Source organism: Stenotrophomonas sp. C3(2023) (assembly GCF_032911385.1).
Taxonomy (GTDB): domain Bacteria; phylum Pseudomonadota; class Gammaproteobacteria; order Xanthomonadales; family Xanthomonadaceae; genus Stenotrophomonas.
This window is the reverse complement of the sequence record NZ_JAWJLO010000001.1, coordinates 1896220-1921165: the sequence shown is the minus strand read 5'-3', so window position 1 is coordinate 1921165 and position 24946 is coordinate 1896220. Positions and strand designations below refer to the sequence as shown.

The 24946-nt window shown below is 66.9% G+C and carries 22 protein-coding genes; 13 read left to right on the top strand and 9 right to left on the bottom strand.

The features are described from left to right. Positions 1-13: 13 nt before the first annotated feature. The gene (gene clpS, locus RZA67_RS08420; protein WP_317212264.1) at positions 14-340 is read left to right on the top strand and encodes an ATP-dependent Clp protease adapter ClpS; all 327 of its coding nucleotides are present in this window, start codon (positions 14-16) and stop codon (positions 338-340) included. A gap of 327 nt (positions 341-667) precedes the next feature. Next, positions 668-2947, top strand: coding sequence for an ATP-dependent Clp protease ATP-binding subunit ClpA (gene clpA / locus RZA67_RS08415; RefSeq protein ID WP_317212263.1), 2280 nt, complete (start codon positions 668-670; stop codon positions 2945-2947). Positions 2948-3157: 210 nt separating this feature from the next. On the opposite strand, the gene infA is transcribed toward clpA, so the two are convergent. The 4 genes from infA to trxB form a co-directional block, all read right to left on the bottom strand. Then, on the bottom strand, positions 3158-3376 hold the full coding sequence (gene infA / locus RZA67_RS08410) for a translation initiation factor IF-1 (RefSeq protein WP_005409596.1): 219 nt from the start codon (positions 3374-3376) through the stop codon (positions 3158-3160). Positions 3377-3461: 85 nt separating this feature from the next. Continuing rightward, positions 3462-4202 carry a leucyl/phenylalanyl-tRNA--protein transferase gene (gene aat / locus RZA67_RS08405; RefSeq protein WP_317212250.1) on the bottom strand — a complete coding sequence of 247 codons (741 nt, stop codon included), beginning with the start codon at positions 4200-4202 and terminating at the stop codon, positions 3462-3464. Then, positions 4199-5329, bottom strand: coding sequence for a GNAT family N-acetyltransferase (locus RZA67_RS08400; protein ID WP_317212249.1), 1131 nt, complete (start codon positions 5327-5329; stop codon positions 4199-4201). The genes aat and RZA67_RS08400 overlap by 4 nt, the downstream gene beginning before the upstream one ends. A gap of 275 nt (positions 5330-5604) precedes the next feature. Next, on the bottom strand, positions 5605-6576 hold the full coding sequence (gene trxB, locus RZA67_RS08395) for a thioredoxin-disulfide reductase (protein ID WP_317212248.1): 972 nt from the start codon (positions 6574-6576) through the stop codon (positions 5605-5607). Between the two features lie 253 nt (positions 6577-6829). Between trxB and RZA67_RS08390 the strand changes: the two genes are divergently transcribed. The 9 genes from RZA67_RS08390 (at position 6830) to RZA67_RS08350 (ending at position 17359) form a co-directional block, all read left to right on the top strand. Further along, positions 6830-9196, top strand: coding sequence for a DNA translocase FtsK 4TM domain-containing protein (locus RZA67_RS08390; RefSeq protein ID WP_317212247.1), 2367 nt, complete (start codon positions 6830-6832; stop codon positions 9194-9196). Positions 9197-9337: 141 nt separating this feature from the next. Further along, positions 9338-9970: an outer membrane lipoprotein chaperone LolA gene (gene lolA / locus RZA67_RS08385; protein ID WP_317212246.1), complete on the top strand. Its 633-nt coding sequence runs from the start codon at positions 9338-9340 to the stop codon at positions 9968-9970. Positions 9971-10107: 137 nt separating this feature from the next. Next, positions 10108-11409 (top strand): replication-associated recombination protein A, encoded by a 1302-nt coding sequence (locus tag RZA67_RS08380; protein WP_317213963.1) that lies wholly within the window; start codon positions 10108-10110, stop codon positions 11407-11409. Next, positions 11409-11801: a fluoride efflux transporter CrcB gene (crcB, locus tag RZA67_RS08375; RefSeq protein WP_317212245.1), complete on the top strand. Its 393-nt coding sequence runs from the start codon at positions 11409-11411 to the stop codon at positions 11799-11801. The genes RZA67_RS08380 and crcB overlap by 1 nt, the downstream gene beginning before the upstream one ends. Before the next feature lie 145 nt (positions 11802-11946). Further along, positions 11947-12936, top strand: coding sequence for an alpha/beta hydrolase-fold protein (locus RZA67_RS08370; RefSeq protein ID WP_317212244.1), 990 nt, complete (start codon positions 11947-11949; stop codon positions 12934-12936). Positions 12937-13040: 104 nt separating this feature from the next. Then, positions 13041-14420: a YncE family protein gene (locus RZA67_RS08365; protein WP_317212243.1), complete on the top strand. Its 1380-nt coding sequence runs from the start codon at positions 13041-13043 to the stop codon at positions 14418-14420. Between the two features lie 70 nt (positions 14421-14490). Then, positions 14491-15543 (top strand): ABC transporter substrate-binding protein, encoded by a 1053-nt coding sequence (locus tag RZA67_RS08360; protein ID WP_317212241.1) that lies wholly within the window; start codon positions 14491-14493, stop codon positions 15541-15543. A 50-nt stretch (positions 15544-15593) separates the two neighbouring features. Continuing rightward, positions 15594-16598 carry an iron ABC transporter permease gene (locus RZA67_RS08355; RefSeq protein ID WP_317212240.1) on the top strand — a complete coding sequence of 335 codons (1005 nt, stop codon included), beginning with the start codon at positions 15594-15596 and terminating at the stop codon, positions 16596-16598. Further along, on the top strand, positions 16595-17359 hold the full coding sequence (locus RZA67_RS08350; protein WP_317212238.1) for a heme ABC transporter ATP-binding protein: 765 nt from the start codon (positions 16595-16597) through the stop codon (positions 17357-17359). Before RZA67_RS08355 ends, RZA67_RS08350 begins: the two co-directional genes overlap by 4 nt. Positions 17360-17466: 107 nt before the next feature. Here RZA67_RS08350 and RZA67_RS08345 read toward each other — a convergent pair whose 3' ends face one another. Beyond that, positions 17467-19671, bottom strand: coding sequence for a TonB-dependent siderophore receptor (locus tag RZA67_RS08345; RefSeq protein WP_317212237.1), 2205 nt, complete (start codon positions 19669-19671; stop codon positions 17467-17469). Positions 19672-19893: 222 nt separating this feature from the next. On the opposite strand from RZA67_RS08345, the gene RZA67_RS08340 reads away from it, so the two are divergent. Further along, positions 19894-20166 carry a hypothetical protein gene (locus RZA67_RS08340; RefSeq protein WP_317213961.1) on the top strand — a complete coding sequence of 91 codons (273 nt, stop codon included), beginning with the start codon at positions 19894-19896 and terminating at the stop codon, positions 20164-20166. 108 nt (positions 20167-20274) lie between these two features. Beyond that, positions 20275-21021 (top strand): SapC family protein, encoded by a 747-nt coding sequence (locus RZA67_RS08335; RefSeq protein WP_317212236.1) that lies wholly within the window; start codon positions 20275-20277, stop codon positions 21019-21021. Between the two features lies 1 nt (position 21022). On the opposite strand, the gene RZA67_RS08330 is transcribed toward RZA67_RS08335, so the two are convergent. Genes RZA67_RS08330 through RZA67_RS08315 form a run of 4 tightly spaced genes read right to left on the bottom strand, consistent with a single transcriptional unit; the run spans position 21023 to position 24826 of the window. Beyond that, positions 21023-21418 (bottom strand): DUF2894 domain-containing protein, encoded by a 396-nt coding sequence (locus RZA67_RS08330; RefSeq protein WP_317212235.1) that lies wholly within the window; start codon positions 21416-21418, stop codon positions 21023-21025. Beyond that, the gene (locus RZA67_RS08325; RefSeq protein WP_317212234.1) at positions 21408-22061 is read right to left on the bottom strand and encodes an OmpA family protein; all 654 of its coding nucleotides are present in this window, start codon (positions 22059-22061) and stop codon (positions 21408-21410) included. Before RZA67_RS08325 ends, RZA67_RS08330 begins: the two co-directional genes overlap by 11 nt. Next, the gene (locus RZA67_RS08320; RefSeq protein ID WP_317212233.1) at positions 22058-24145 is read right to left on the bottom strand and encodes a DUF802 domain-containing protein; all 2088 of its coding nucleotides are present in this window, start codon (positions 24143-24145) and stop codon (positions 22058-22060) included. The genes RZA67_RS08325 and RZA67_RS08320 overlap by 4 nt, the downstream gene beginning before the upstream one ends. A gap of 9 nt (positions 24146-24154) precedes the next feature. Further along, a complete protein-coding gene (locus RZA67_RS08315) occupies positions 24155-24826 on the bottom strand; it encodes a DUF3348 family protein (protein WP_317212232.1) in 672 nt (223 codons plus the stop codon). Positions 24827-24946: the final 120 nt, after the last annotated feature.

Genomic DNA, 24946 nt, shown 5'->3' with positions numbered 1-24946 from the left:
TTATAATGCCCAGATGCCTCGCGAGACCTCCCACGAAACCCACACCGACCATGGCGTGCTGCTTGATGCGGCGCGGCCGGAAGTCGCACCGCCGCCGTTCTACCAGGTCATGCTGCTCAACGACGACTATTCCCCCATGGATTTTGTGGTCGACGTGCTGCAGCAGTTCTTCAACATGGACCTCGACCGTGCCACCCAGGTGATGCTTCACGTGCATACCCGCGGGCGCGGCGTGTGCGGCGTGTTCACCCGCGAGGTCGCCGAAACCAAGGTTGCACAGGTCAATGAATATTCACGGATGAACCAGCATCCGCTGCTGTGCACGATGGAAAAGGCCTGAGTCGAGTGCCGGCGTGAGGTCGCCGCCGGTGCACCGCTTCGTTCCATTCCCGCAACGTCGTGCCGGGCAGGCGGCCGTGCCGCTCTCCGCGCAGCTTCGTCGGATGTCTGCGCGGCAGGTGCGTCGCTCACTGGCTGCCCTGCAAGCCACGGCGCGCACTGGGTCCTGCCGGCAACCCGGCGAAGTGCGCGCGGTGTAAGGTAGTGCCAGGGTCGTCGCGTCCGACGGTCCGGCGTGCTAACGCCATCTGAACGCAGGGTTCCGTTAGGGTGATGGAAATTGCAGGGTCAGGCCACATATCGTCCTCAACTGCCGCCGGAGTAGAGCATGTTCAGTAAAGACCTCGAACACACGATCGGCCAGTGCTACAAGCGCGCACGTGAGGCCCGGCATGAGTTCATGACCGTAGAGCACCTGCTGCTGGCACTGCTCGACAACCCATCCGCCCAGGCGGTCCTCAAGGCCTGTGGCGCCGATGGCGAGCGCCTGCGCCGTGAGCTGGAGCAGGCCATCGAGGCTTCGGTCTCGCGGCTCGCCGAGGACGACGGGCGGGATACCCAGCCCACCCTTGGGTTCCAGCGCGTGTTGCAGCGTGCCGTCTACCACGTGCAGTCCTCGGGCAAGAAAGAGGTCACCGGCGCGAATGTGCTGGTCGCCATCTTCGGTGAGAAGGATTCGCATGCGGTGTATTACCTCAACCAGCAGGACGTGAGCCGGCTGGATGTGGTGAATTACCTTTCCCATGGCATCGCCAAGCTGGGTGAGGAAGGCGAACACGGGGCAGCCGGTGATCCCGAAGCCCGCAGCGAAAGCGGCGAAGGCGAGGCCAAGGGCGACGCGCTGACCGAGTTCGCCAGCAACCTCAACGAGCAGGCCCGCAGCGGCAGGATCGACCCGCTGGTCGGCCGTGCTGATGAGATCGAGCGCACCATCCAGGTGCTGTGCCGCCGGCGCAAGAACAACCCGCTGTATGTCGGCGAGGCCGGCGTGGGCAAGACCGCCATCGCCGAGGGCCTGGCCCGTCGTATCGTGGAGGGTTCGGTCCCCGAGGTGCTGGCCGATGCGGTGATCTACTCGCTGGACCTCGGCGCACTGGTGGCGGGGACCAAATACCGGGGTGATTTCGAAAAGCGGCTGAAAGGTGTGCTGTCAGCCCTGAAGAAAGTGCCCAACGCCGTGCTGTTCATTGATGAGATCCACACCATCATCGGGGCGGGCTCGGCATCGGGTGGCACCATGGACGCCTCCAACCTCATCAAACCCGCGCTGTCCTCGGGTGAGCTGCGCTGCATCGGCTCGACCACCTTCCAGGAATATCGCGGCATCTTCGAGAAGGACAGGGCACTGGCCCGTCGCTTCCAGAAGATCGACATCGTCGAGCCGACCGTGGGTGAAACCTACGAGATCCTGCAGGGCCTGAAGGGCAAGTACGAGGCTCATCATGGTGTGACCTACGCCGACGATGCGCTGCAGGCGGCCGTGGACCTGGCGGTCAAGCACATCGGCGACCGTCTGCTGCCCGACAAGGCGATCGATGTGATCGATGAAGCCGGTGCACGGCAGCGGCTGCTGCCGGAAGGGCAGCGCAAGGAGCTGATCGACGTCGAGGAGATCGAGGCGATCGTGGCTCGGATGGCACGCATTCCGGCCAAGCAGGTCAGTGCGACCGACAAGGATGTGCTCCAGCATCTGGAGCGCAATCTGAAAATGGTCATCTTCGGTCAGGATCCGGCGATTGAAAGCCTGGCCTCGGCCATCAAGCTGGCGCGTTCCGGCCTTGGCAACCCCGACAAGCCGATTGGCAACTTCCTGTTCGCCGGGCCCACCGGCGTTGGCAAGACCGAGGTCACCAAGCAGCTGGCGCTGCAACTGGGCATTGAACTGGTGCGTTTTGACATGTCCGAGTACATGGAGCCGCATTCGATCAGCCGCCTCATCGGCGCACCTCCCGGTTATGTCGGCTTCGACCAGGGTGGCCTGCTGACCGAGAAGATCGTCAAGACGCCGCACTGCGTGCTGCTGCTTGACGAGATCGAGAAAGCGCACCCGGATATCTTCAACATCCTGCTGCAGGTCATGGACCGTGGCGTGCTCACTGACACCAATGGCCGCGAGGCGAACTTCAAAAACGTGGTGCTGGTGATGACGACAAATGCCGGCGCGACGCAGGCCTCGCGCCGGTCCATCGGCTTCACCAAACAGGACCACGCCACCGATGCGATGGAGACCATCCGGCGCAGCTTCACACCGGAGTTCCGCAACCGTCTCGACGCGGTTCTGCAGTTCCAGCCGCTGGGGTTCGAACACATCCTGCGGGTGGTGGACAAGTTCCTGATCGAGCTGGAAATGCTGCTGCAGGAAAAGCACGTCAGCCTGTCGGCCACGCCGACCGCGCGCGATTGGCTTGCCCAGCATGGCTTCGATCCGTTGATGGGCGCGCGCCCGATGGCGCGGGTGATCCAGGATCGGATCAAGCGCCCGCTTGCCGACGAGCTGCTGTTTGGCAAGTTGATCGACGGCGGCAAGGTCAGTATCGATGTCCGCGACAACGAGCTGGTGATCGACACCCAGGCCGAGCCGGAGAAGCTGTTGCCGGCCACGGTCTGAAGCCACGGCGGGGCAGGTTCAAGCGAAAGGCGGCCGATGGCCGCCTTTTTCTTTGCTGTAGCGCCCGTGCGGCCGGTCCGTGGCCGGCTGTTCTCCGGCACCATCGTCCCTGTCGCGGCGCGACTGCATACACGATAAAGGTACAGGGAGCCGGACACACAAAAGGACCAGCGCGAGGCTGGCCCTTTTCACGGCGCAACGCCGTACCGCTTACTTCATGCGGTAGGTGATACGACCCTTGGTCAGGTCATACGGGGTCATTTCAACCTTGACCCGGTCACCGGTGAGGATGCGGATGTAGTTCTTGCGCATGCGGCCGGAAATATGGGCAATGATTTCATGACCATTTTCCAGGCGGACGCGGAAAGTCGTGTTCGGCAGCGTCTCGCTGACGGTGCCTTCGAACTCGATGGAATCGTCTTTCGACATGTAGTCCTGTGCAGTTCAGAGTGCGGCCACGGGGGCCTAAGCCGCAGTATTTTACGCCTGTCTTTCGCTTCTTGCAAAGATTGCGTTAACCGTCAGCAAGATGCCGTGCCGGCCACGGGCTGACGCGGGTTGCCCAGCTTCCCCCGGGGCCGTCACGACGTACGGCGTCTTGAACATGATCTAGAAACCGGGCGCGCGGCCAATGCTCGGCCCCCATGCGCCGCAGGTGCGGGTTTTCCACCTGCGCGTCGATGGCCGCCACGCCCCAGCCCTGCAGCAGGCGCGCGAGGGCAGCCAGTGCGGCCTTGGAGCCACCACTGGCGTCGCTGAACATGCTTTCGGCAAAGAACATGCTGCCGATGCAGACCCCGTAGACGCCCCCGACCAGCTGCCGGTCCTCCCAGACCTCCACCGAATGGGCAAAGCCGAGGCGATGAAGCGCAACGTATGCGCGGATCATCGACTCGCTGATCCAGGTCCCGTCCTGCCCGGGTCGCGGCGCCAGCGCGCAGCGGCGCATCACGGTCTCGAATGCGGTGTCGGCGCGGATGTCCCACGACGACCGGCGCAGGGTGCGGCGGAACCGGCTGGAAAGACGGACGCCCTCGGTCCGGAACACCATGCGTGGGTCCGGTGACCACCACAGGATCGGCTCACCTTCACTGAACCATGGAAAGATCCCGCCCGCATAAGCGTTGAGCAGCCGCACCGGCGACAGGTCGCCGCCCACCGCAAGCAGGCCGTCAGGGTGGCGCAGCGCGCTCGACGCCGGCGGAAACGGCGCGTCCGGCGCGTCGGCCAGGCGCCATGGCAGGGTGCGGCTCACGTGCATTCTCCAGCGCGGAACGGGCTGTGGGCCTGCAGAGCGGCGAGATACTGCTCGACCTCGGCACGCTCCTGTGCGCACCAGGGGGTCAGCGCGTGCGCGAAGGCTGGGTCGGCAACCCAATGACGGCTGCGTACGATCCGCGGCAGAAACCCGCGCGCCAGCTTGTGCTCACCCTGTGCGCCCGGCTCGAAACGGGACAACCCCTCGCGCAGGCAGTACTCGATGCCCTGGTAGTAGCAGACCTCGAAATGCAGGCCGGGCAGGGCAGCACCACCCCAGTAGCGGCCATACAGCGTGCCGCCGCCGCGCAGGAAGAGCGCGCCGGCCACAGGCTGGCCCGCGTGTTCGGCCAGCATCAGCACCAGCCCCCGGCCCAGACGGCTGGCAAGGTGGCGCAGGAACGCTTCGGTCAGCGCGGGCGCGTTGCTGTACTCGAGGAATGTCTGCAGGTAGAACCGGTACATGGCCTGCAGATCGGCACGGCTGGCCTCGTCGCCATGCACCACGCGCACGCTGACGCCTTCTCGCGCCACCTTGGCGCGTTCCTGCCGGATGTTTTTCCGGCGCTTGTGATCCATCGCAGCCAGGTAATCGTCGAAGCAGGACCACGCGCCGGGGTTATGCCACTGGAACTGGATGTCCTGCCGCAGGAGCCACCCAGCGTCGAAAGCACGGTCGTCGTCCACATCGTGAAAGTTGATGTGTGCCGAAGAGACCTGCTGCGCGGGCAGCGCATCAAGCAGAGCGGGCAACACCTCGGCGCGGACGGCCGCGTCGCGTGTCAGCAGGCGCGGGCCGGTCACGGGCGAGTAAGGCACCGCGCCGAGCCATTTGGGGTAATAGTCGCGTCCGTGACGGGCATAGGCGTTGGCCCAGGCGTGGTCGAACACGAACTCGCCGTGGGAATTGGACTTCAGGTACCCCGGGATGGCAGCGACCAGTAGTTCGTCCTCCCACAGGGTGAAGTGCTGCGGCTGCCAGCCCCATTCGCTGCGCAGACAGCCATGGGCTTCCAGTCCTGCCAAAAACGCGTGGCTTACGAACGGATTGGCGCCATCGTGCAGGGCATCCCAGCTCGACGATGGCAGCTGCTGCAGGTCGGTGATGAATCGGGAGGTGCGCATGCCGACAGCATAGGGGCGCGCACTGGTAAAGGCGATGCTGGGATGGGCGACCCGCGGCGCCGGGCCGCGCACCCGTCCGGGCCGTGGCCTGCCCGACATTGAAGCGTGGATTTGCTGGCGCGATCGGCCGGTGTGGAGGCCGATCTGGCACGCGTCCGCCGTAATGCGCGTGTTCGAAGCGCCGCGCTACGCGGCCAACGCGGCCGAGCGGGCGGGGCGGTTACGCCCCCCCCCCCTTTCCAACGTAACCTGAGGCCTCAGACAGCGCGCAGGGATCAGCTGGCCTGACCCTTGGCGTCCAGATAACGTTCCGCATCCAGTGCCGCCATGCAGCCGAAACCGGCAGAGGTGATCGCCTGACGGTAGTGCTGGTCAGCCACGTCACCTGCGGCGAACACGCCCTCCACCGAGGTCTGGGTGGCATTGCCACCGAGGCCTGAACGGATTTCAAGGTAGCCATTGTTCATCGCAAGCTGGCCGTCGAACAGCGTGGTGTTCGGATGATGGCCGATAGCGACAAAGAAACCATGGGCATCGATGTCGCGCGTGCTGCCATCGAGGGTGGATTTGACCCGCACGCCCGTCACGCCTGCGTCGTTGCCCAGCACTTCGTCCACCTGGGCGTGCCAGACAGTCTCGATCCTGCCGGCCTGGACCTTGGCGAACAGCTTGTCCTGCATGATTTTTTCCGCCTTCAGCGTGTCGCGGCGGTGGACCAGATAGACCTTGCGGGCGATGTTGGACAGGTAGAGCGCTTCTTCGACCGCCGTGTTGCCGCCGCCGACCACCACCACGTCCTGGTCGCGGTAGAAAAATCCGTCGCAGGTGGCGCAGGCGGAAACGCCGCGCCCCTTGAAGACTTCCTCACTCGGAATGCCCAGATACTTGGCCGTGGCACCGGTGGCGATGATCAGGGCGTCACAGGTGTACTCAGCGCTGTCGCCGGTCAGCTTGAAGGGCCGCTGGGACACGTCGGCGGTGTGGATATGATCGAAGATGACCTCGGTTTCGAAGCGTTCGGCATGGGCCTGCATGCGCGCCATCAGATCCGGCCCCATCAACCCGTGGGCGTCGCCTGGCCAGTTGTCCACCTCGGTGGTGGTCATCAGCTGTCCACCCTGCTGCAGTCCGGTGATGACCACCGGCTTGAGATTGGCGCGGGCGGCGTAGACGGCGGCCGTCCAGCCGGCGGGGCCGGAGCCGAGGATGACCAGCTTCTGGTGGCGGGTGGGCAGGGAAAGGCTCATGTAGACTCGCGAAATGTAGATGGGACTAGGCGCTGCGCGATTTGCACAGCGTCGGTGGCAGACCATAGAGTGATGGCTGCGGCGAGGTGATTCAAGGCGACAGGTGGAACGGCGTCATGCGCCAGCGCCAACGCCGCCCTCGACCGGTCACTCCGCGTGCCGGAACAGGCCTCGGTCAGCATCAGGTGACGGAATTCGTCGCAGTTCGTTTATTATCAACCACTAACAGCGTATTTCAAAGGCATGGTCTAAGGTGGCGAAGCAGGTCCCGGAGCGCTCCAAATCCGCCGAAAGCAAGGCTCGTCGACGTGAGCCGGCGGCGGCCGAAACCTCCCGAAAACATCGCCTGTGGCGCGACCTGGGTCTGATCGCCGTCGCCCCGGCGCTGCTCTACCTGGTGGCCAGCCTGTTCACCTATTCGGCAACCGACCCGGGCTGGTCGCATACCGGCTCGGTCGTGGCACCGGTGCATAACATGGGAGGCCGGGCTGGCGCCTGGATTGCCGACGTGCTGCTGCAGCTGTTCGGCTACATGGCGTTCCTGCTGCCGGTGCTGCTTGGCGCATTGGCGTGGTTTGCGATGTTCGGGCTCAAGCGCGAGAACCGGGGCGAAGGCCGTGGCGAAAACGATCTGGACCCGGCCCTGCGGCTGGTGGGGCTGGTCGGCTTTCTGATTGCCGGCACCGGTCTGCTGCACGTGCGTCTGTTCAGCGGCGATGTATCGTCCGCGGGCGGGATCCTCGGCAAACTGGTCGGTAATTCGCTTACCGTTGGCTTTGGTGCGCTGGGTGCGAACCTGTTCGTGCTTGTGCTGCTGCTGGCTTCGATCACCTTGGCCACCGGGCTGAGCTGGTTCATGGTGATGGAGAAGATCGGGCGCGGCGTGATGGCGCTGGCGCCACTGCTGGAGCGGAAGAAAGAACAGGCTACCGAGTGGAAGCAGACCCGCGAGCTGCGTGAGGAGCGCCAGGAAGTGCGCAAGGCCGACGCCGAGGTGCGTGCCAGGCGCGAGCCGGTGAAGATCGAGCCGCGCCCGGAGCCGGTGATCGAGAAGAGTGACCGTGCCAAACGCGACACCCAGATCCCGATGTTCCGGGGCGTCAATGGCGACGGGTCGGACCTGCCGCCGTTGGCCCTGCTCGACGACCCGAAGCCGCAGCCGAAGGGGTATGACGAGCAGACGCTGGAAACGCTGTCGCGGCAGATCGAGTTCAAACTCAAGGATTTCCGCATCGACGCGGTGGTGGTCGGGGCCTATCCGGGCCCGGTGATCACCCGCTTCGAAATCGAGCCGGCGCCGGGCATCAAGGTCAGCCAGATCAGTTCGCTGGACAAGGACATTGCACGTGGCCTGTCGGTGAAATCGGTCCGTGTGGTCGATGTGATTCCGGGCAAGTCGGTCATCGGGCTGGAGATTCCCAACGTCACCCGTGAGATGATCTTCCTGTCCGAGCTGCTGCGCTCGAAGGAATACGACAAGTCAGCCAGCGTGCTGACGCTGGCGTTGGGCAAGGATATCGCCGGCCGCCCGACGGTGGCCGACCTGGCCCGCATGCCGCATCTGCTGGTGGCCGGCACCACCGGCTCAGGCAAGTCGGTGGCGGTCAACGCCATGGTGCTGAGCCTGCTGTTTAAAGCCTCGCCGAAGGACCTGCGGATGCTGATGATCGACCCGAAGATGCTCGAACTGAGCGTCTACCAAGGCATCCCGCACCTGCTCGCCCCGGTCGTCACCGACATGAAAGAGGCGGCCAACGGCCTGCGCTGGTGCGTGGCCGAAATGGAGCGCCGTTACAAGTTGATGAGCGCGGTCGGCGTGCGCAACCTCGCCGGCTTCAACAAGAAGGTGAAGGACGCGCAGGACGCCGGCCAGCCGTTGATGGACCCGCTGTTCAAGCCGAACCCGGAGCTGGGCGAAGCACCGCGTCCGCTGGAGACGCTGCCGTTCATCGTCATCTTCATCGACGAATTCGCCGACATGATGATGATCGTCGGCAAGAAGGTCGAAGAACTGATCGCCCGCTTGGCGCAGAAGGCGCGCGCGGCAGGCATCCACCTCATCCTGGCGACGCAGCGTCCGTCGGTGGATGTGATCACCGGCCTGATCAAGGCCAACATTCCCACCCGCATCGCGTTCCAGGTCAGCTCCAAGATCGACTCGCGCACCATCCTGGACCAGTCCGGCGCCGAGACGCTGCTCGGTCACGGCGACATGCTCTACCTGCCGCCCGGCACGGCGATGCCCGACCGTGTGCATGGCGCGTTCGTGTCGGACGAGGAGGTGCACCGCGTGGTGGAGCATCTCAAGGCGATGGGCCCGGCCGACTACATCGAAGGCGTGCTGGACGAGACCCAGACCATGGGCGACGGCGTGGTGGTGGGGGCCACCGGGCTGCCCGAGTCTGCCGCAGCCGGCGATGAGTCCGACCCGCTGTACGACGAGGCCCTGCGGGTGGTCACTGAAACCCGGCGCGCCTCCATCTCCGGCGTGCAGCGCCGGTTGAAGATCGGCTACAACCGCGCCGCCCGCCTGATCGAGGCGATGGAGGCCGCCGGCGTGGTCAGCGCCCCCGAGCACAACGGGGACCGTACTGTGCTGGCGCCGCCGCCGCCCAGATAGCCCGCTGCCCAGCACCCGCCGCACGCGTACCGCGCCGCGCGGCGGGTGAATGGCGACACAATCGCGTTCACGCTCTTTGCCGCCTATTCATCTCAAAAAGGCGAGCATCCACCATCGACCATTGATTCTGCGGAAACCGCCATGTCCCATACCCTGCGTCGTGCCCTTGCTGTTGGCCTGTTCTCGCTGGTTGCTGCCGGCAGCGCCTGGGCCGGCGCCCGCGATGACCTCAACCGGTTCACCAGCGGGCTGCGCGGCCTGGACGGGCAGTTCAACCAACAGGTGTTCGACAACCGCGGCCGGGTCAAGGAGACCACCAGCGGCCGGGTCGCCCTGTCGGCGCCACGCCTGTTCCGCTGGGAATACATCCGGCCGCATGAGCAGCTGATCGTCGCTGATGGCAGCAAGGTCTGGATGTACGAGCCGGATCTGCAGCAGGCCACCGTGCGCGCGCAGGGCAAGGAAGAGCAGAACAGCCCGCTGACTGCCCTGATCAACCCGGCGCTGCTTGAGCAGCAGTACGACCTCAGTGAAGAGGCCGCTGCCCGCGACGGTCTGCAGTGGTTGTCGCTGTCGCCCAAGCGCGAAACCGAGGCCAGCTTCCAGTACGCCGCGCTTGGCTTCAACGGCCAGGGTCTGGCCAGGATGGAAGTGACCGATGCACTGGGGCAGCGAACCGTGATCACCTTCAGTGGCTGGAAGCGCAACCCCGGCTTCAGCACCGGGACCTTCAGCTTCACCCCGCCGGCCGGTACCGACGTCATCGGCGAGTGAGCGTTTTTCCGCCTGCCGCCTGCCGGCCTTGAGGTCGGCAGGCGGCTGCGCGCCCCAGGCGCTACACTAGAACCGTGCCAAGACAACGCTCCACTGCCTTCCCCACGCCCGATCTGCTCAGCGTAGACCGCGACCACATGCGTCCGCTGGCCGAGCGCATGCGCCCGGCCGCCCTGGACGAAATGGTGGGCCAGAAGCGCCTGCTGGCGCCGGACAGCGCGCTGCGGCGCGCGGTCGAGTCCGGTCGTGTGCATTCGATGATCCTGTGGGGCCCGCCCGGGTGCGGCAAAACCACGCTGGCGCTGCTGCTGGCCGAGTATGCCGACGCCGAATTCCGCGCCATTTCCGCCGTGTTGTCGGGGCTGCCCGAGGTCAGGCAGGTGCTGGCCGAGGCCGCCCAGCGTTTCGCACAGGGTCGGCGCACGGTGCTGTTCGTCGACGAAGTCCATCGCTTCAACAAGGCCCAGCAGGATGCGTTCCTGCCGCATATCGAGCGCGGCACCATTCTGTTCGTCGGCGCGACGACGGAGAATCCCTCGTTCGAGCTGAACTCGGCACTGCTGTCGCGCTGCCGCGTGCACGTGCTCGAAGGGGTAAGCCCGGAGGACATCATGGACGCGCTGCAGCGGGCGCTGCGCGATGTCGAGCGCGGCCTTGGCAGTGAGCCGATCCAGGTCGAGCCGGACCTGCTGCTGCAGATCGCCACCGCGGCAGACGGCGACGTGCGCCGCGCTCTCACGCTGCTGGAAATCGCCGCGGAACTGGCGCTGGGCGAGGGCGGGGTGATCACCGCCCAGACCCTCGCGCAGGTGCTGGCCGACCGCACCCGGCGCTTCGACAAGGGTGGCGAACAGTTCTATGACCAGATCTCGGCCCTGCACAAGTCGGTCCGCAGCTCCAATCCGGATGCAGCGCTGTACTGGCTGACGCGCATGCTCGATGGCGGCTGTGATCCGTCCTATCTGGCGCGTCGGCTGACCCGCATGGCCATCGAGGACATCGGCCTGGCGGATCCGCGCGCGCAGACCATGGCCCTGGAAGCCTGGGATATATACGAGCGGCTGGGCAGCCCGGAAGGCGAGCTGGCCTTTGCCCAGCTGGTGCTCTATCTGGCCAGCACCGCCAAATCCAATGCCGGCTACGCGGCGTTCAATCTGGCCAAGGCCGAAGTCCGCCAGACCGGCACGATGGAGGTGCCGCTGCACCTGCGCAATGCACCCACCAAGCTGATGAAGTCGCTCGGCTATGGCGCGCAGTACCAGTACGACCATGATGCCGAGGGCGGTATCGCACTGGACCAGACCGGCTTTCCCGATGCGATGGGCGAGCGGGTCTATTACCAGCCCGTACCGCGCGGCATGGAAATCAAGCTCAAGGATAAGCTCGACCGGCTGCGCGAACAGCGCGAGCAGGCGCGGCAGGCCAAGGCCCAACGCTGATGGACGCGCCGTGGTGGCAGCAGGCGGCGCTGGTCATGGCGGGGGGTGCACTGGGCTCGCTGCTGCGCTTCGCCATCGGCGCAGCGCTGCTGCGGCACCTGGGTCAAGGGTTTCCGTGGGGCACGCTGGCGGCCAACTTCATCGGCGCCTTCGCCGCCGGCTACCTGCTGGTCTGGCTGCAGCAGCGCGGCGGTGATGTGCGGCTGCTGCGCGCGTTTCTGCTGGTGGGACTGCTCGGCGGCCTGACCACGTTCTCCTCGCTGATGCTCGAAACGCTTGTGTTTGCGCGCAACGAGCGCATGGGAATGGTGCCGCTGTATCTGGCCGCCAGTATTGTCGGCGGCCTTCTGCTGGTCTGGCTCGGCGCGCGGCTGGCGGAGTCGGCGCGATGACACGGGCGCTGCGGATGGTGCGGCGATACAAAGCGACACATGCATTGCAAGCGAGAACCATTCGCGTTTGATATGCTGTAGCGCGAGGCGATGCCGCCTTGCCGGGCACCGGCCGGTGCCGGTTGTCCGATGTGAGTTCTACCGTATGAGCCCAGACCGTTTTTCACCGCACCGCACCGCAGCGTGCCTGCTGATGCTGGCGCTTGCCGTGGTGGCGCCGGCGAACGCACAGCAACGCAATCCCGATCAGATGATGGGTCACACGGTGCTCGATGAACCGGCGGCGACGTACCGTTTCGAGCGTTTCGTGATCGACAGTGCCGATGGCCAGCGCCGTTGGCGGGTGAATCTCGGCATCCCGGTCAAGGTCGCTCGTGCCGCAGCACCGGCCCTGTATGCACTGGACGGCAATGCCGCGGCGATGGTGCTTGACCAGCCGATGCTGGCCGAGCTGGCCGCCACGCCAGCGCCGCCGGTGCTGGTGCTGATCGGCTATGACAACGAACGCCGCATCGATCCGGCACAACGCACCCGCGACTACACTGCCTGGATCGATCGTGCCGACGATGAAAACGGCAGCACGCAGATCGTCGGCGGGGGGGCATTGGCCCTCGCCGATCTCATCGAGCGCCGGATCAGACCCGAAGTGCAGCGCCGTGCCCACGTCGACCCGCAGCAGCAGACCCTGTGGGGCCACTCGCTGGGCGGACTGTTCGTGCTCAGCACCCTGTACACCCGCGCCGCCGCCTTCCAGCATTACGTCGCCGCCAGCCCCTCGCTGTGGTGGAGCCAGGGCGCGCCGCTGGGCGACATGGAAACGCAGTTCGTCGAGAACAATCACGGCCATCCCGCGCGGGTCTGGGTGATGCTCGGCGGCAATGAACGCAGCGGCAACCGCGGTGTGCGCGATATGAGCAACCCGCGTGTGGTGGCCCACCTGCGCCGGGTAAGCGGCGCCGCACCTGATGCGGCCCACGCGTTGAGTGAGCGCCTGGCCAAGGTGCCCGGCCTGCAGGTGCAGTATCGGGAATTTGCCGGGCTGGGTCATGGCCCGATGCTGCCGGCCTCCTTCAAGGCCACGCTGTCGGCGCTCTATGGCATCAGCGACCGTAGTGCCACGCCCGACCCCCTTTGATGCCTGCGGCGTTGCAGCCGCTGCACCCTCTACCCAGGCGCCAACGGAAGCCGGCGCGCCAAGGCAACGACCCCGCCGACAGGCGCCCCTCGCATGGAGCAGTCATGACCTTCAACGCAACATCCCTTCGCATCGCCGGCCTCGCCGCCAGCATTCTGTTGAGCCTGGCGGCCAACGCCCAGCCGGTGTTCGACACGCCCGCCAATGGTTTCAAGGGCAAGGTGGTAGCGCGCAGCGCCAACCCGGTGCCGGGCTCCAGCGCCGAGATCATCGGTAGCCGGTTCGTACCGGGTCAGCGCGTGGACCTGCTGCGTGGCCAGACCGTGCTGACCAGTGCACCGATCACCGTCGACGCCGATGGGCAGTTCAAGACCGAACTGACCATTCCCGCCGACGCCGTGCCGGGCCAGCACCCGCTGGTGGTGCGCGCCAGCAATCCGGCTGCCGCAGCGGTGGCCACGCTGCGCGTTTCGCCGGCGCTGCCGCTGTCCGGGCAATCCAGGTTCGACGTCGTGAGCCAGCCGCTGGTGCGCGGCCTGTACCAGAGCGATTACAGTGCCGCCAGCAACGCGCTGTTCGTCACCGCTGCGGTCGGTCGCCCGCCGGTCACCGAGTCGCGGCTGGTCAAGGTGGACCCGCAGACCCTGCAGGTGATCAAGGCGGTCACCCCGGCGCAGGTGCCGGGCGGCCGAGGCGGCAGCGTGTACGCGGTTTACGGCATCGGTGTCGACGACGCCCACGGCACCGTATGGGTCACCAACACCCGGCAGAACAGCGTGGCGGTGTACCGGCAGGCCGATCTTTCGTTGGTGCGCCAGTTCGCCGTGGATGCGGTCCCGCACGCACGCGACGTGGTGGTCGACAGCCAGCGCGGCCGCGCCTACGTCTCGGCCACCGGCGAGGATTTCGTCGCGGTATTCGACACCGCCACACTGACCCAGCTCGAGCCGATCACGCTGGCGTCGGGCGTCGATGATGGGCAGTTCAGCCCGATGAGCCTGGCGCTGGATGCCGGCAGCGGCAAGGTCTACACCGTCAGCATGAGCACCGGCGAACTGGCGGTCATCGACGGCGCTGCGGGCAAGGTCGAGAAGATCATCGCGCTGCCCAGCGCGCAGGGCGCCTCGGGCGTTGCCTTTGATGCGGCACGCAACCGCGTGCTGGTGGCGTCGCAGAGCAGCGACAACCTTCTCATCGTCGATCTCGCCAGCGGCAGGGTGCTGCACGATGTGCCGGTCGGTGCCGGTGCGCTGAACGTGGCATTTGAACCGCTGACCGGGCTGGCTTATGTCAGCAACCGCGGCGCAGGTACGGTCGCCGTGGTCGACGGCGAGGGCAGGGTGGTGGCCAACCTTGCCGGGGGCACCTTCCCCAACCACGTCCGCGCCGACGGCAAGGGCGGCGTGTTCGCGGTCAACAAGTCGCAGGGCGCCGACGACCCTCACGGCGACCACCTTGCGCGGATCACCCCGCACAGCCCGTAACCCGGCCGGCGATGAGCCGGCCACATCCAACCGGGGCGCCGCGTGCGCCTCGGCGTCAGCAGGAGCCATGATGAACAACACACTTTCCCGTACCGCCCACGCTGCGCTGGCGCTGGTCATCGCCGTCGTGCTGGCGGCCTGTGGCCGCACGACAGAGTCGGACACGTCGTCGGCTGCGGCATCGGCGAGTGGCCCTGCCGCAGAGGGCGTCAGGCAGGCGCTGCCGCAGGGCTGGCGGCGTGTGGCTGGTCCCGGCGTGGGGGAGGCAGAGGCTGGCGAACCGGTGCTGCCGGCTTCCGTGCGCTCCGACGACGGGATCGATGTCAGCGTCAAGGATGTATCGCGCATCATCGCCGGTGGTGACGATGTCATCGCCGTGCTCGAAGCATTGGGCCAGGGCGACAAGGTGTTTGCCGCACCGACCAACGCGGTCAGCGCCGCGGGGCGCCAGGCGCCGCATCGCTTTCTGTTCAACCGCACCACCGGCGTGGAAGGTGTGCTGAGCCTGGGTGGCAGCCTGTTCCTGGGCAACAGTGTGCGGCGCCACACGGCACTGGCCGCCAAGCTGCGCGCCGTCGGCCAGGATGCGGTGATTGTCGATGACCTGCAGCCGGCACCTGAAAAGGTGCGCCGCGTGGCAGCTGCGGTAGGCCTGGCCGAGGCAGGCAAAGTGCTGGCCGCGCAGGTGCAGGCCCAGCTGCAGGAGGCTGCGGCGATTGCCGCCGACGCACCCGGCGAGCCGCGGGTAATCATGATCTCGGCCACCGGTGCCGGTGGCGCACCGACCGTGGCCGGCGCCGACAGTGCGGCCGGTCAGCTGATCGGCATGGCCGGTGGTCTGAACATCGGCACCGAAGCCGGCGTGGCCAATTACTCCGCACTCAGCAATGAAGGCGTGCTGGCCGCGGCACCCCAGGTGATTCTGGTCACCGAGCAGGACCTGCAGACCTTCGGTGGTGCCGATGGCATCTGGAGCGCGTACCCGACGCTGAAGCAGACCCCGGCCGGTGAGGCCAACCGTGTCTGGGTGATGCCCGACCTGCAGCTGAAGTACCTCAGCGTCGGCTCCGGCGCCGGCGCGCTGGCCCTGTCCAAGGCGCTGGCGGAGCTTTCGGCCGAATGAGTCCACGGGCTTCCCGTTCATTTCTGCGTCGGCGGCGACGCGGTCAGTGGATGCTCGCTCTCAGTGCCATGCTGCTGTTGCTGGCAATGCTGGCCTCGTTCGCGGTGGGTCCGTTGCGGCTGCCTCCGCTGGAGGTACTGCAGGCGGTCGGGGTCAAACTGGGGCTGGTCGATCCGGCTGCTGTGAGCAGCCGGGATCTTGCCGTGGTCTGGCAGCTGCGCATTCCCCGCGCCCTGCTGGGCGCGATGGTCGGCGCCGCGCTGGCGATGGCCGGGGCAAGCCTGCAGGGGCTGTTCGGCAACCCGCTGGCCGACCCCGGCATCGTCGGGGTCAGCCAGGGCGCAGCGCTCGGCGCGGTCGCGGCCATCGTACTCGGTGCGGCCAGCATCGGCGGCTGGATGATTCCGCTGGCTGCGTTCGCCGGAGGCGCGCTGGCGATCAGCCTCACCTACCTGCTGGCCCGGCCCGGTCGCGCAACCGGCAACGCCACGCTGCTGCTGGTCGGCATCGCCATGGCCGCGCTGTGTTCTGCGCTGATCGGCTTTCTTACCTATATCGCCACCGAGTCGCAGCTGCAGTCGCTGGTGTTCTGGCAGCTCGGTTCGCTGGCCAGCGCCGATTGGCGCGATGTCCTCGCGGTGGCGCCGTTGTTCCTGCTCGGTGCGGTGGCCTGCATGCACCTTGCGGTGCCGCTGGACATGCTCGCCCTCGGCGAACGGCAAGCCCAGCACCTCGGCCTGGATGTGCCACGCACGCGGCGCCAGCTGGTTGCCTTCAGCGCTCTGCTGGTGGGCGCGGCGGTGGCGTTCGCCGGCTCGATCGGTTTCGTCGGGCTGGTCGTGCCGCACGTCGCACGCATGCTGGTCGGCCCGGGACACCGCTGGATGCTGCCGCTCTCCGGCCTGCTCGGCGCCGTTCTGGTGGTGGTGGCCGACACCGCTGCGCGCACGCTCGATCCACCCTCGGAAATCCCGCTGGGGCTGTTCTCGGCGTCGCTGGGCGCCCCCTTCTTTCTCTGGCTGGTGCTGCAGCAGCGGCGCAAGGGGCACCCGTGACAGTCGCGCTGGAGTTGCAGGACGTCGCCGTGAGCCGGGGTGCGCGAAACATCCTGCAGGACGTCACGCTGGCCTTCCAAGCCGGTACGGTGACCGCGCTGGTGGGGCCCAATGGGGCAGGCAAGTCGACGCTGCTGGCCGTGGCCTGTGGCGATCTGCCGGCTGATGGAGGACAGGTGCTGCTGCACGGCCGGCCGCTTGCTGGATTTGCCGCGCGGGCACTGGCGCAGGAGCGTGCGGTGATGCCGCAGGAACACGGTATCCGGTTTGCCTTCAGCGTGGAGGAGGTGGTTGCGATGGGGCGCCTGCCGCATCGCGTGGACCCGCTGCGTGATCATGCGCTGGTGGAGTCGGCGCTGGAGGCCGCCGAACTGCAGGCGTTGCGCCTGCGCGATGTGCAGCAGCTCTCCGGCGGGGAGGCGGCGCGTACCACGTTCGCCCGCGTATTGGCCCAGCAGACCCCGCTGCTGATGCTCGATGAGCCCACTGCCGCGCTGGACCTTCGTCACCAGGAGCGCACGCTGCGCAGCGTACGGGCGCTGGCCGATGCAGGCGCGTGTGTGATCGTCGTGCTGCACGACCTGAATCTGGCAGCGGGCCATGCCGACCGCATCGTGCTGCTGGAGCAGGGCAGGGTGGCAGCCGATGGCACGCCGGCGGCGGTATTGACCGAACCCACCCTGCGCCGGGTCTACCAGCAGGACGTGGTGGTGCTGCAGCATCCGCGGCGGCCGGTACCGCTGGTGGTGGTCACCGATTAGGAGGCCTCCACTGTAAGCCGCGCTGCGCGCTCGCCGGGCACGGCCCGGCGCTGCTGCGCGCGCCCGGCCGCACCGAACCGTGCCATGGCCGGGCGGCAGCGAAGGCGTTACCAGCCGTAGCGTGCGGTGGCCTGCACCGTGCGGCCGCTGCCGTAGTAGCAGGAGGACACCGTGGTGCAGGTTGATACGTAACGGCGGTCGCCGATATTGCTCAGGTTCAACGCCAGCTGCAGATTGCCAGCGCCAACCGCACCGAGGTCGTAGCGCACCGCCGCATCGAACAGGGTGTAGGACGGAATGCGGAAGGCATTGGCACTGTCGCCGTAGCTGACCCCGTTATGGCGTGCGCCGGCAGCCAGGCTGAGTCCATGCAGCACACCGCTGGCGAACGTGTAATCGGCCCAGAACGTAGCCGTGTAATCGGGCACCATCGCCAGTTGCCTGCCCGCATACTGCACCGAGCGGGTCATCTGCGAGTCCATCCAGGCCGCAGCACCAATCAGACTGAAGCCGGGCAGCGGGGTGATCCGGCCCTCAAGCTCGATACCCCGCACGCGGCCTTCGTCGCCCTGGACCTGGCAGCGTGTGGTGCCAAGCGAACCGCAGACGTTGGCGACGTGCACCGCATCGTCGACGATCATGTTCTGCTGCTTGATCTCATAGGCAGCCAGCGTCACCAGCCCATCGACGCTGCGTGGCTGATACTTCACGCCGGCCTCCCACTGGTGGCTGGTCACCGGGTCGAAGCCGGAGCGGGTGTAACTGTCCAGCGGGGTCCTGGTCGACGGCTGGAACGACTCGGCGTAGCTCAGATACGGGCTGAAGCCGTTGTCGAAGGCGTACAGCACACCGGCGCGACCGGTGAAGGCCTCGCTCTTGATGACGCTGCGGCCGGTCAGCTGGGCCACGCCCGTGACCAGGTTGCGGGTAGAACTGCGGGTGTCATCCTTGGCCCAGTCGTAACGACCGCCGACGGTGAGGCGCCAGTTGCCGAAAGCAAGCTGATCCTGCAGGTAGATGCCACTCTGACGGTTGACGCCGCCGGTGGGCGCCTCCGAGGTGACGGTGGGGCGGTACGCGCCGTAGACCGGATTGAATATGTCGATCGGCGCGGGATTGCTCATCGCACTACGCACGCCCGCCCAGTCGGCACGCTGCCAGTCCCAGCCCAGCAGCACGACGTGGTCGACCTCGCCGGTACTGAAGCGCGCCTGCAGGCGCGTATCCACGGTATCGCCGTCGGAATCGCCGGTGCCCTGCACGCCGCGACGGTTCTGGGTGCGGCCGTCCGCCTGCAGTGCACCAAAGGTGACCACGCCACGGTATAGCGAGTCGACATGGGTGCGACGCGCGCTCTGGCTGAGCGTCAGGTGGTCGTTGAAGGCATGCTCGAACATCCAGCCAGCCGTCCACAACGTGCGATCGAACGTGTTCCAGTCCGGCTGGCCGATGAAGGTGTCGTTCTTCATATGGCCGTAAGCGGTGGCGCGCAGCGTGCCATCCATCGGCAGGAACTGATAGGTCGCCCCGCCGTCGTCCTTCTGGTACATGCCCAGCAGGGTCAGGCGCGTGCCCTCGGCGATCTGCCATGTATAGCTGGGCGCGAGGAAGCCGTGCTGCTGCTTCGTATGCTTGATCTGGGTCTGGCCGTCGCGGTGCAGGCCGACCAGGCGGAACAGGTGGCGGTCGCCGGTGCCGCCGCCACCGACGTCGAAGGCCGCGCTGTACATGCCGTTGGCATCCAGACCGAGACGCAGTTGCTGCTGCTGCCCGGGCTGCGGGGTCTTGCTGACCTGGTTGACCATGCCGCCGGGCGCTACCTGTCCGTACATGACCGCAGACGGCCCCTTGAGGACCTCGACGCGCTCCAGGTTCCAGCTGTCGAACATGCTGCGGTTCCACTGGCTGCCCTGCGGAGCGCGCAGACCATCCAGGGTGACATTGTTGGCCCAGGAACCGGCATCGAAACCGCGGATGCGGAAGTCATCAACACGGTTATCGATGCCCGAGCTTTCCAGACTGACGCCTGCCACGTAGCGCATGGCATCGTTGAGCGACTGCACGCCGCGGGCGTCGAGTTCTTCGCGCTCGATGACCGAAACCGACTGCGGCGTTTCTGCCACCGAAGTGCTGGTTTTGGTGGCGCCGCTGACGCTGTTTGCGGCGCGGTAGGCATTGACCGTCACCCGGTCCAGTTCGGTCGCGGAGGAAGGCGTTGCGCTGTTGGCCTGGACGGCCGGTGCCAGTGCCAGCAGGCAGGCCAGCGTGAGGGGGCGGCGCGATGGCGCACGGGGTGGCAGGGAGAGGATCATCAAGGCAGGGGTTGCCGCCAGGAGGGCGGCTCATGAAGGAGAGTGTCTCCAGCGTAGTGGCTCGCCTCAGCGTTGTAAATGCAAACCATTCGCACTGGGCGATACGGCCGACGCTTTTTGTGTCGCGGAATGACACGGAAAAGGTGATTTATCCCGCAAAAACACTGGATATAAGTGATGCCTCACGATAAAGTGCGCGACCGCATTCATCGACCCCTTCCCATGCGCGACGACAACGACCCCGGAACACTGGAGCTGGTCCTGCCGCGCAAGCGGGGCAGGCCGCCCAAGTTCGGCTATGCGATGAGCGACGCCCAGCGGGCGGCGCGGTATCGTGCCCGCCGTGCCGGCCAGGCCAATCACGCTGATGTCCGCGCCTGCAGCGACATGGTCCTGCTGGACAAGATCCGCTCGGCGATCCGCAGCAAGGATGCCGAGCTGACCGGCTTTCTGGTGCACGTGTTGTGGCAGCGCTATCCGCTGCAGCTGAAATAGGCGTGATGGGGTGGTGAATGCTGCCGACGTTGTTGATAATGCGGGGTTCATGTTCGACCCGCATACGCGCCCGGGATGGGAGGCGCGGACCTCAACCGGTTTTGTGCAATGACTACCACCAATGACACCGCGCCCGCACCGAGCGGCACCCCCATGTTCTACAGCCGTCCGGTGCCGCTGCAGTCCGACGTGCATGCCGACATGCGCATCCTGCCCGGCCGCCTGGATTTCGCAGCGGGCAGCAATGCCATTCCGCTGGTGGTGACCGAGTTCGCCCCGGCGCTGCACCACTTCCCGATCCTGTTCGGCGGCGAGAACGCCGTGCCGATGGCCGCGCTGGGTTTCGGCGAGTACAACCTGTTCATCCAGGACGGCTTCTGGGTTGAGGGCGCCTATGTGCCGGCCTACGTTCGCCGCCATCCCTTCATCTTCATCGACACCGACAACGCCGAGAATTTCATTCTGGGCGTCGACGAGGCCAGCGAGCGGGTGGTCAAGGGGGGCGAGGAAGGTCAGCCGCTGTTCGTCGATGGCAAGGCCACCGACCTGGTCCAGCAGGTGCTGGAGTTCTGTGGTCAGTACACCCGCGACCACGAGCACACCCGTGCCTTTGCCGAGGCCCTGCTGGCGCAGGACCTGCTGGTGACCCGCAATGCCAACGTGCGCCTGAATGATGGGCGCGAGCTCGCTTTGCAGGGCTTCCGTGTGGTTGACGTGGAGAAGTTCACCGCGCTGCCCGACGACGTCGTGCTGGACTGGCACCGCAAGGGCTGGCTGGCGCTGGTGCACCAGCACCTGATGTCGCTCGGCCGCTTTGGTGACCTGTCGCGTCGCGAAGCCGAGCGCGCTGCCTGATTCAACGCGGGCGTCGGCCGCCGGCCGGCGCCTTGCGGGGGGCTTTTGGCCGACCTGCGCCCGGCTGGGTGACAGCTGCGGGCATCGAAGCGTGGTCCAGCCAGGCCACCGTATCGGCATAGGCGATGAAGTGCGCCAGGTAGCCTGGCGAACAGGCCTGCATCTGCGCCAGCATCCGGTGTACCAGCACAGCCGAGTTCAAAGGTCCGCCTTCGGCGGGCGCCTGCTGCAGCGCGATCCGCAGGCGGCTGCTGGCGTGCAGGGTTTCCCACTGCCCGCGCAGCAGCTGCAGCTCGGGAAGGTGAGGGTAGTCGGCGCGCGTCCGCGACGCCGCATCGAGCGCTGCGGTCAGGGCTGCAAGACCCGTGACAGCCGGTCCGGCCGCATCACGGCACATGGGGTTCCTCGCCATCCTTTGACCCAGGGCGCGGGATCGGTGCGATCTCGACCCGGCGATTGCGTGCGCGTCCCTCCTCACTGGCGTTGGAGTCCACCGGCTGCCCTGCGCCGAAGGCGGCGGAGAACACCGCATCGGCAGGCAATCCGCTTGCGATCAAGGCGCGGGTGACGGTCAGCGAGCGCTGCGCGGAGAGCTCCCAGTTGTCGGCAAACTTCCAGTTGCCCTCGCGCACCGGCTGGTCATCGGTAAAGCCGCTGACCATCAGCAGCTCATTGCGGTTTTTCAGGTAGCTCTTCAGCGGGGCTGCCAGGCTGGCCAAAAGCTGCTGGCCCTCAGGCTGCAGCTGATCCGAGTTGAGCGCGAACAGCACATTGCCGCGGATGCCGATGCGTCCGTCGACAAGGGTGACCCGTCCAGCCGCCAGCGGGCCGGCCAAGGCCTGCTCCAGACTCTGCTGCCGTTGCTCGGCCGCCTGCCGTTGACGCACCTCTTCATCCAGCCGGCCGGTGAGCTCGAGCTGCATGGCGATCACGCCGACCAGGATCAGCACGAAGGCGCCGAGAAGCACCGACATCAGGTCGCCGAAGGCAGCCCAGATCGGCGTGGCGCTCTCACCGTCGGTGTCGACCTCGTGACTCATGCGCGGGTGTCCGGCGTGCCGCCACCGAGCTGCTGCAGTTCGGCAAGCAGCTGCTTCTGCGAAAGCAGGGTCAGGTCAACCACCTCGCGGGCCTGGGCCACGTAGTACGCCAGCTGCTCGTCGCTGCGGACCATGCTGGCATCCAGCGCGGCGCCCACCTGCTGCAGCTTCTCTCCCAGCGTCCCGCTGGTGCTTGCAAAGGCCTGCACAGCCTCCTGCATGCCGGCCGAAACGTTGCCCAGGGCCTGTGCGCCTTCGAGCAGCTGCGCGGCAAGCCCGTCCATGCGACCGGTTCCGTGCTCGACCTGTTCGGCGAAGCGGCTGCTGGCCCGGTCCAACGCGCTGCCGGCGCTGTCGATCAAGGCATCCACGGCGCCGCGCTGTTCGGTTGACGCGTGCGTCACCGCTTCGGTCAACGACTGCAGCGTGCCCAGCAGCTGGGCGCGCTCTTCCAGCAGGGCGGTGTCGCGCACCAGACTTTCGGAAAGACGCTCGCGCAGTTCACCGATGACCTCGGCAGCGGCGCGCGGCGCCTCGGCCGCCGCGTCGATCAGGCGACCGATCGACGCGATGGTGGCGTCGGCATGCGTACGTGCCTGAGCATGCAGCTGCTCGCCTGTTTTCGCCAGCGCGTCGCAGACCTGCTGATGCTGCTCGGCCTGCTGTTCACCGCTGCGCAGCCATTGCGCCGATGCCTGCTCTGCCAGCGCAGCGAACGCCGCTGACCACTGCTGCAGCCGCGCGGCGTCATCGCGGCCGCGCTCGCCCTGCTGTTGCTGGGCCTGCTGCTGCAGCTGAGCCAACAGCGCCTGGGCCTGTGCCTGCTGCGCCTGCAGTGCGCTGGCCCATGCCTGTGCGTTCGCCGTGGCGGCAGCTTCGGCACACTCGCGCTGGTGCTCGGCGGCCTGCTGCCACGCCATCTCGTTGTGCTCGGCCTGCGCCTGCAGCTGGGTGCCGACGGTCTGCAGCACCTGCTGCTGGGCTTCGCTCTGTTGCTTCGCGGTCTGGGCCAGTGCCTGCTGCAGGTGCTCGATCAGCACCGCGTTGGCATCGGCCTGCTGCTTCACCGCATCACGCCAGCTTTGTGAAACGGCTGCACTCGCGTCGGCAAATCCCTGCGTCAATGCCTCCAGCTGCTGCTGCACCGCCGACTGGATGCCAGCGTGCTGACGAGCGCCCTCGCTGGCCAGTCCTTCCAGCGTGCGCTGCACGAGCGGCTGAAGGGTTGCGGCAACTGCGGCTGCACTATCCTGCGCGCCGCGCTGCAATGAGACCTGCAGCGTCTCGATCAGCTGCTGCTGTGTACGCTCACTGTGGGTCTGGAACGCTTCCTGCCGGGCCAGCATCTGCTCGCCCTGACGCTGCTGTGCCGTCTGCATGCCGTCCAGGACAGCCTGCAGTCGATCCACCAGCGGCGGCAGGGTGTCTGACTGCACCTGCAGCAACCGCAGCGACTCGGCGCGCTGCCAGCGGCGGGTATGTCCGTGCAGGTCGCCTGCGATGCGTGCATCCAGCGTCTGCACCACCTGACTGCGTTCGCGACGCAGGACGGCCGAGAGCAGGCCGAGCATCGCCGAGGCGGCGACGCCAGCGATGGAGGTACCGAAGGCGACCGCCAGACCCTCGACCGGTGACGCCAACGAACCGCGGATCGCCTGCAGGTCGGTGGCGCTTTCCAGGGCCAGACCGGTGCCGCGCAGGGTGGCCATCATGCCCAGCAGAGTGCCGAGCATGCCCAGCAGGACCAGCAGGCCGACCAGATAGGGCGTCAGCGCCGGGCCGGGCAGGGCGGTCCGCTCGCCCTCCACGCGCAGGCGCACCGCCGCACGCAGCTCGCTCGGCAGCCCCTGCAGCCAGCTGCCCAGATCGCTGTCGGCATTGATGGGGGTGCGCAGGGCTTCGGCCAGCTGGCGCGTGGCGCGGGAGAAGCCCTGCAGTTCAACGCCCCCGATCAGGAAGCAGGCCGCAATGAGCGCGGTAACCGCTGCGCCGACGGCGTGGTGGCCCAGGTAGCCGGCGCCGATCCACAGGGGCGCGGCAAGGCCAGCAACGAAAAGAACGGACAGCAACAGAGTACGGGGCATGGGGGATCGTCAGTGGGAGTGCAGGGCGGCTCGCAGCCCCTGGATGGGATGGAAGCGCAGCTCGAGCTCGGCCAGCAGCAGCTCGCGCAGGTCTGCGCACAGGTGCGGTGGCAAGCCCTCGGGCCAGATGGGGTGTGCGGGGTCGATCGGTACATCACTGGCCGGCACGCAGTGCTGGGCCGCCCAGGTGGGCATCTGTTCGAGCAGACGGAACTCGCGCGGGCTCAGCACCTGCTCCATCACCGCATCCAGCTCGGCCAGTCGCCGCTGATCCTCCGATGCGCAGGCCAGCGCATCGCGCAAGCGGCCACGCAGCCGGCCACAGGCGATCTGCAGGCTGCGCTGGAAACCGGCGACACGTTTGAGAAGCAGTGCGGTGGTGGCCGGAGCGTGGAGCAGCTCGGCAAGCAGGACGTCGACACTGGCGCGCAGATCCGTCTGCGCCTGCACGCATTCGTCTTCCAGCCCTGCGGCGTCGCTGGCCGGCGACGCCGGTTCGCCGTTGGCTGCCGGGCCATCCAGGGCGCGGGCCAGGACAACCGCGCGGTTCCAGTCGACCCAGGTGCTCAGCACAGCGGGCAGGATCGGCGGTTCGGCCGGCGCTTTCGCCACGCCGATCCGCGACAGGATCCGGGTCAGAGGCGGCCCCGGCAGGGGCGGCCGTGAGGACGCTTTAGCCATGGGGTCCGGTGGGCACAAAGAAAGCGATTTTACACGTTGGCCGATTCGGCCGCCTATCGACGCCCCCGATGCCCGAAACGGGAGGCCCCATACGGCATCAACCGCGCGGCTTCGGTGATG

Coding starts and splice junctions, on each gene's coding strand:
- RZA67_RS08400 (WP_317212249.1), bottom strand. CDS start 5,329: ATGCGCACCTCCCGATTCATCACCGACCTGCAGCAGCTGCCATCGTCG.
- RZA67_RS08330 (WP_317212235.1), bottom strand. CDS start 21,418: ATGTGCCGTGATGCGGCCGGACCGGCTGTCACGGGTCTTGCAGCCCTG.
- clpS (WP_317212264.1), top strand. CDS start 14: ATGCCTCGCGAGACCTCCCACGAAACCCACACCGACCATGGCGTGCTG.
- RZA67_RS08320 (WP_317212233.1), bottom strand. CDS start 24,145: ATGCCCCGTACTCTGTTGCTGTCCGTTCTTTTCGTTGCTGGCCTTGCC.
- infA (WP_005409596.1), bottom strand. CDS start 3,376: ATGTCGAAAGACGATTCCATCGAGTTCGAAGGCACCGTCAGCGAGACG.
- RZA67_RS08335 (WP_317212236.1), top strand. CDS start 20,275: ATGACTACCACCAATGACACCGCGCCCGCACCGAGCGGCACCCCCATG.
- RZA67_RS08325 (WP_317212234.1), bottom strand. CDS start 22,061: ATGAGTCACGAGGTCGACACCGACGGTGAGAGCGCCACGCCGATCTGG.
- RZA67_RS08365 (WP_317212243.1), top strand. CDS start 13,041: ATGACCTTCAACGCAACATCCCTTCGCATCGCCGGCCTCGCCGCCAGC.
- RZA67_RS08360 (WP_317212241.1), top strand. CDS start 14,491: ATGAACAACACACTTTCCCGTACCGCCCACGCTGCGCTGGCGCTGGTC.
- RZA67_RS08345 (WP_317212237.1), bottom strand. CDS start 19,671: ATGATCCTCTCCCTGCCACCCCGTGCGCCATCGCGCCGCCCCCTCACG.
- crcB (WP_317212245.1), top strand. CDS start 11,409: ATGGACGCGCCGTGGTGGCAGCAGGCGGCGCTGGTCATGGCGGGGGGT.
- trxB (WP_317212248.1), bottom strand. CDS start 6,576: ATGAGCCTTTCCCTGCCCACCCGCCACCAGAAGCTGGTCATCCTCGGC.
- RZA67_RS08370 (WP_317212244.1), top strand. CDS start 11,947: ATGAGCCCAGACCGTTTTTCACCGCACCGCACCGCAGCGTGCCTGCTG.
- lolA (WP_317212246.1), top strand. CDS start 9,338: ATGTCCCATACCCTGCGTCGTGCCCTTGCTGTTGGCCTGTTCTCGCTG.
- RZA67_RS08340 (WP_317213961.1), top strand. CDS start 19,894: ATGCGCGACGACAACGACCCCGGAACACTGGAGCTGGTCCTGCCGCGC.
- clpA (WP_317212263.1), top strand. CDS start 668: ATGTTCAGTAAAGACCTCGAACACACGATCGGCCAGTGCTACAAGCGC.
- RZA67_RS08355 (WP_317212240.1), top strand. CDS start 15,594: ATGCTCGCTCTCAGTGCCATGCTGCTGTTGCTGGCAATGCTGGCCTCG.
- RZA67_RS08380 (WP_317213963.1), top strand. CDS start 10,108: ATGCGTCCGCTGGCCGAGCGCATGCGCCCGGCCGCCCTGGACGAAATG.
- RZA67_RS08315 (WP_317212232.1), bottom strand. CDS start 24,826: ATGGCTAAAGCGTCCTCACGGCCGCCCCTGCCGGGGCCGCCTCTGACC.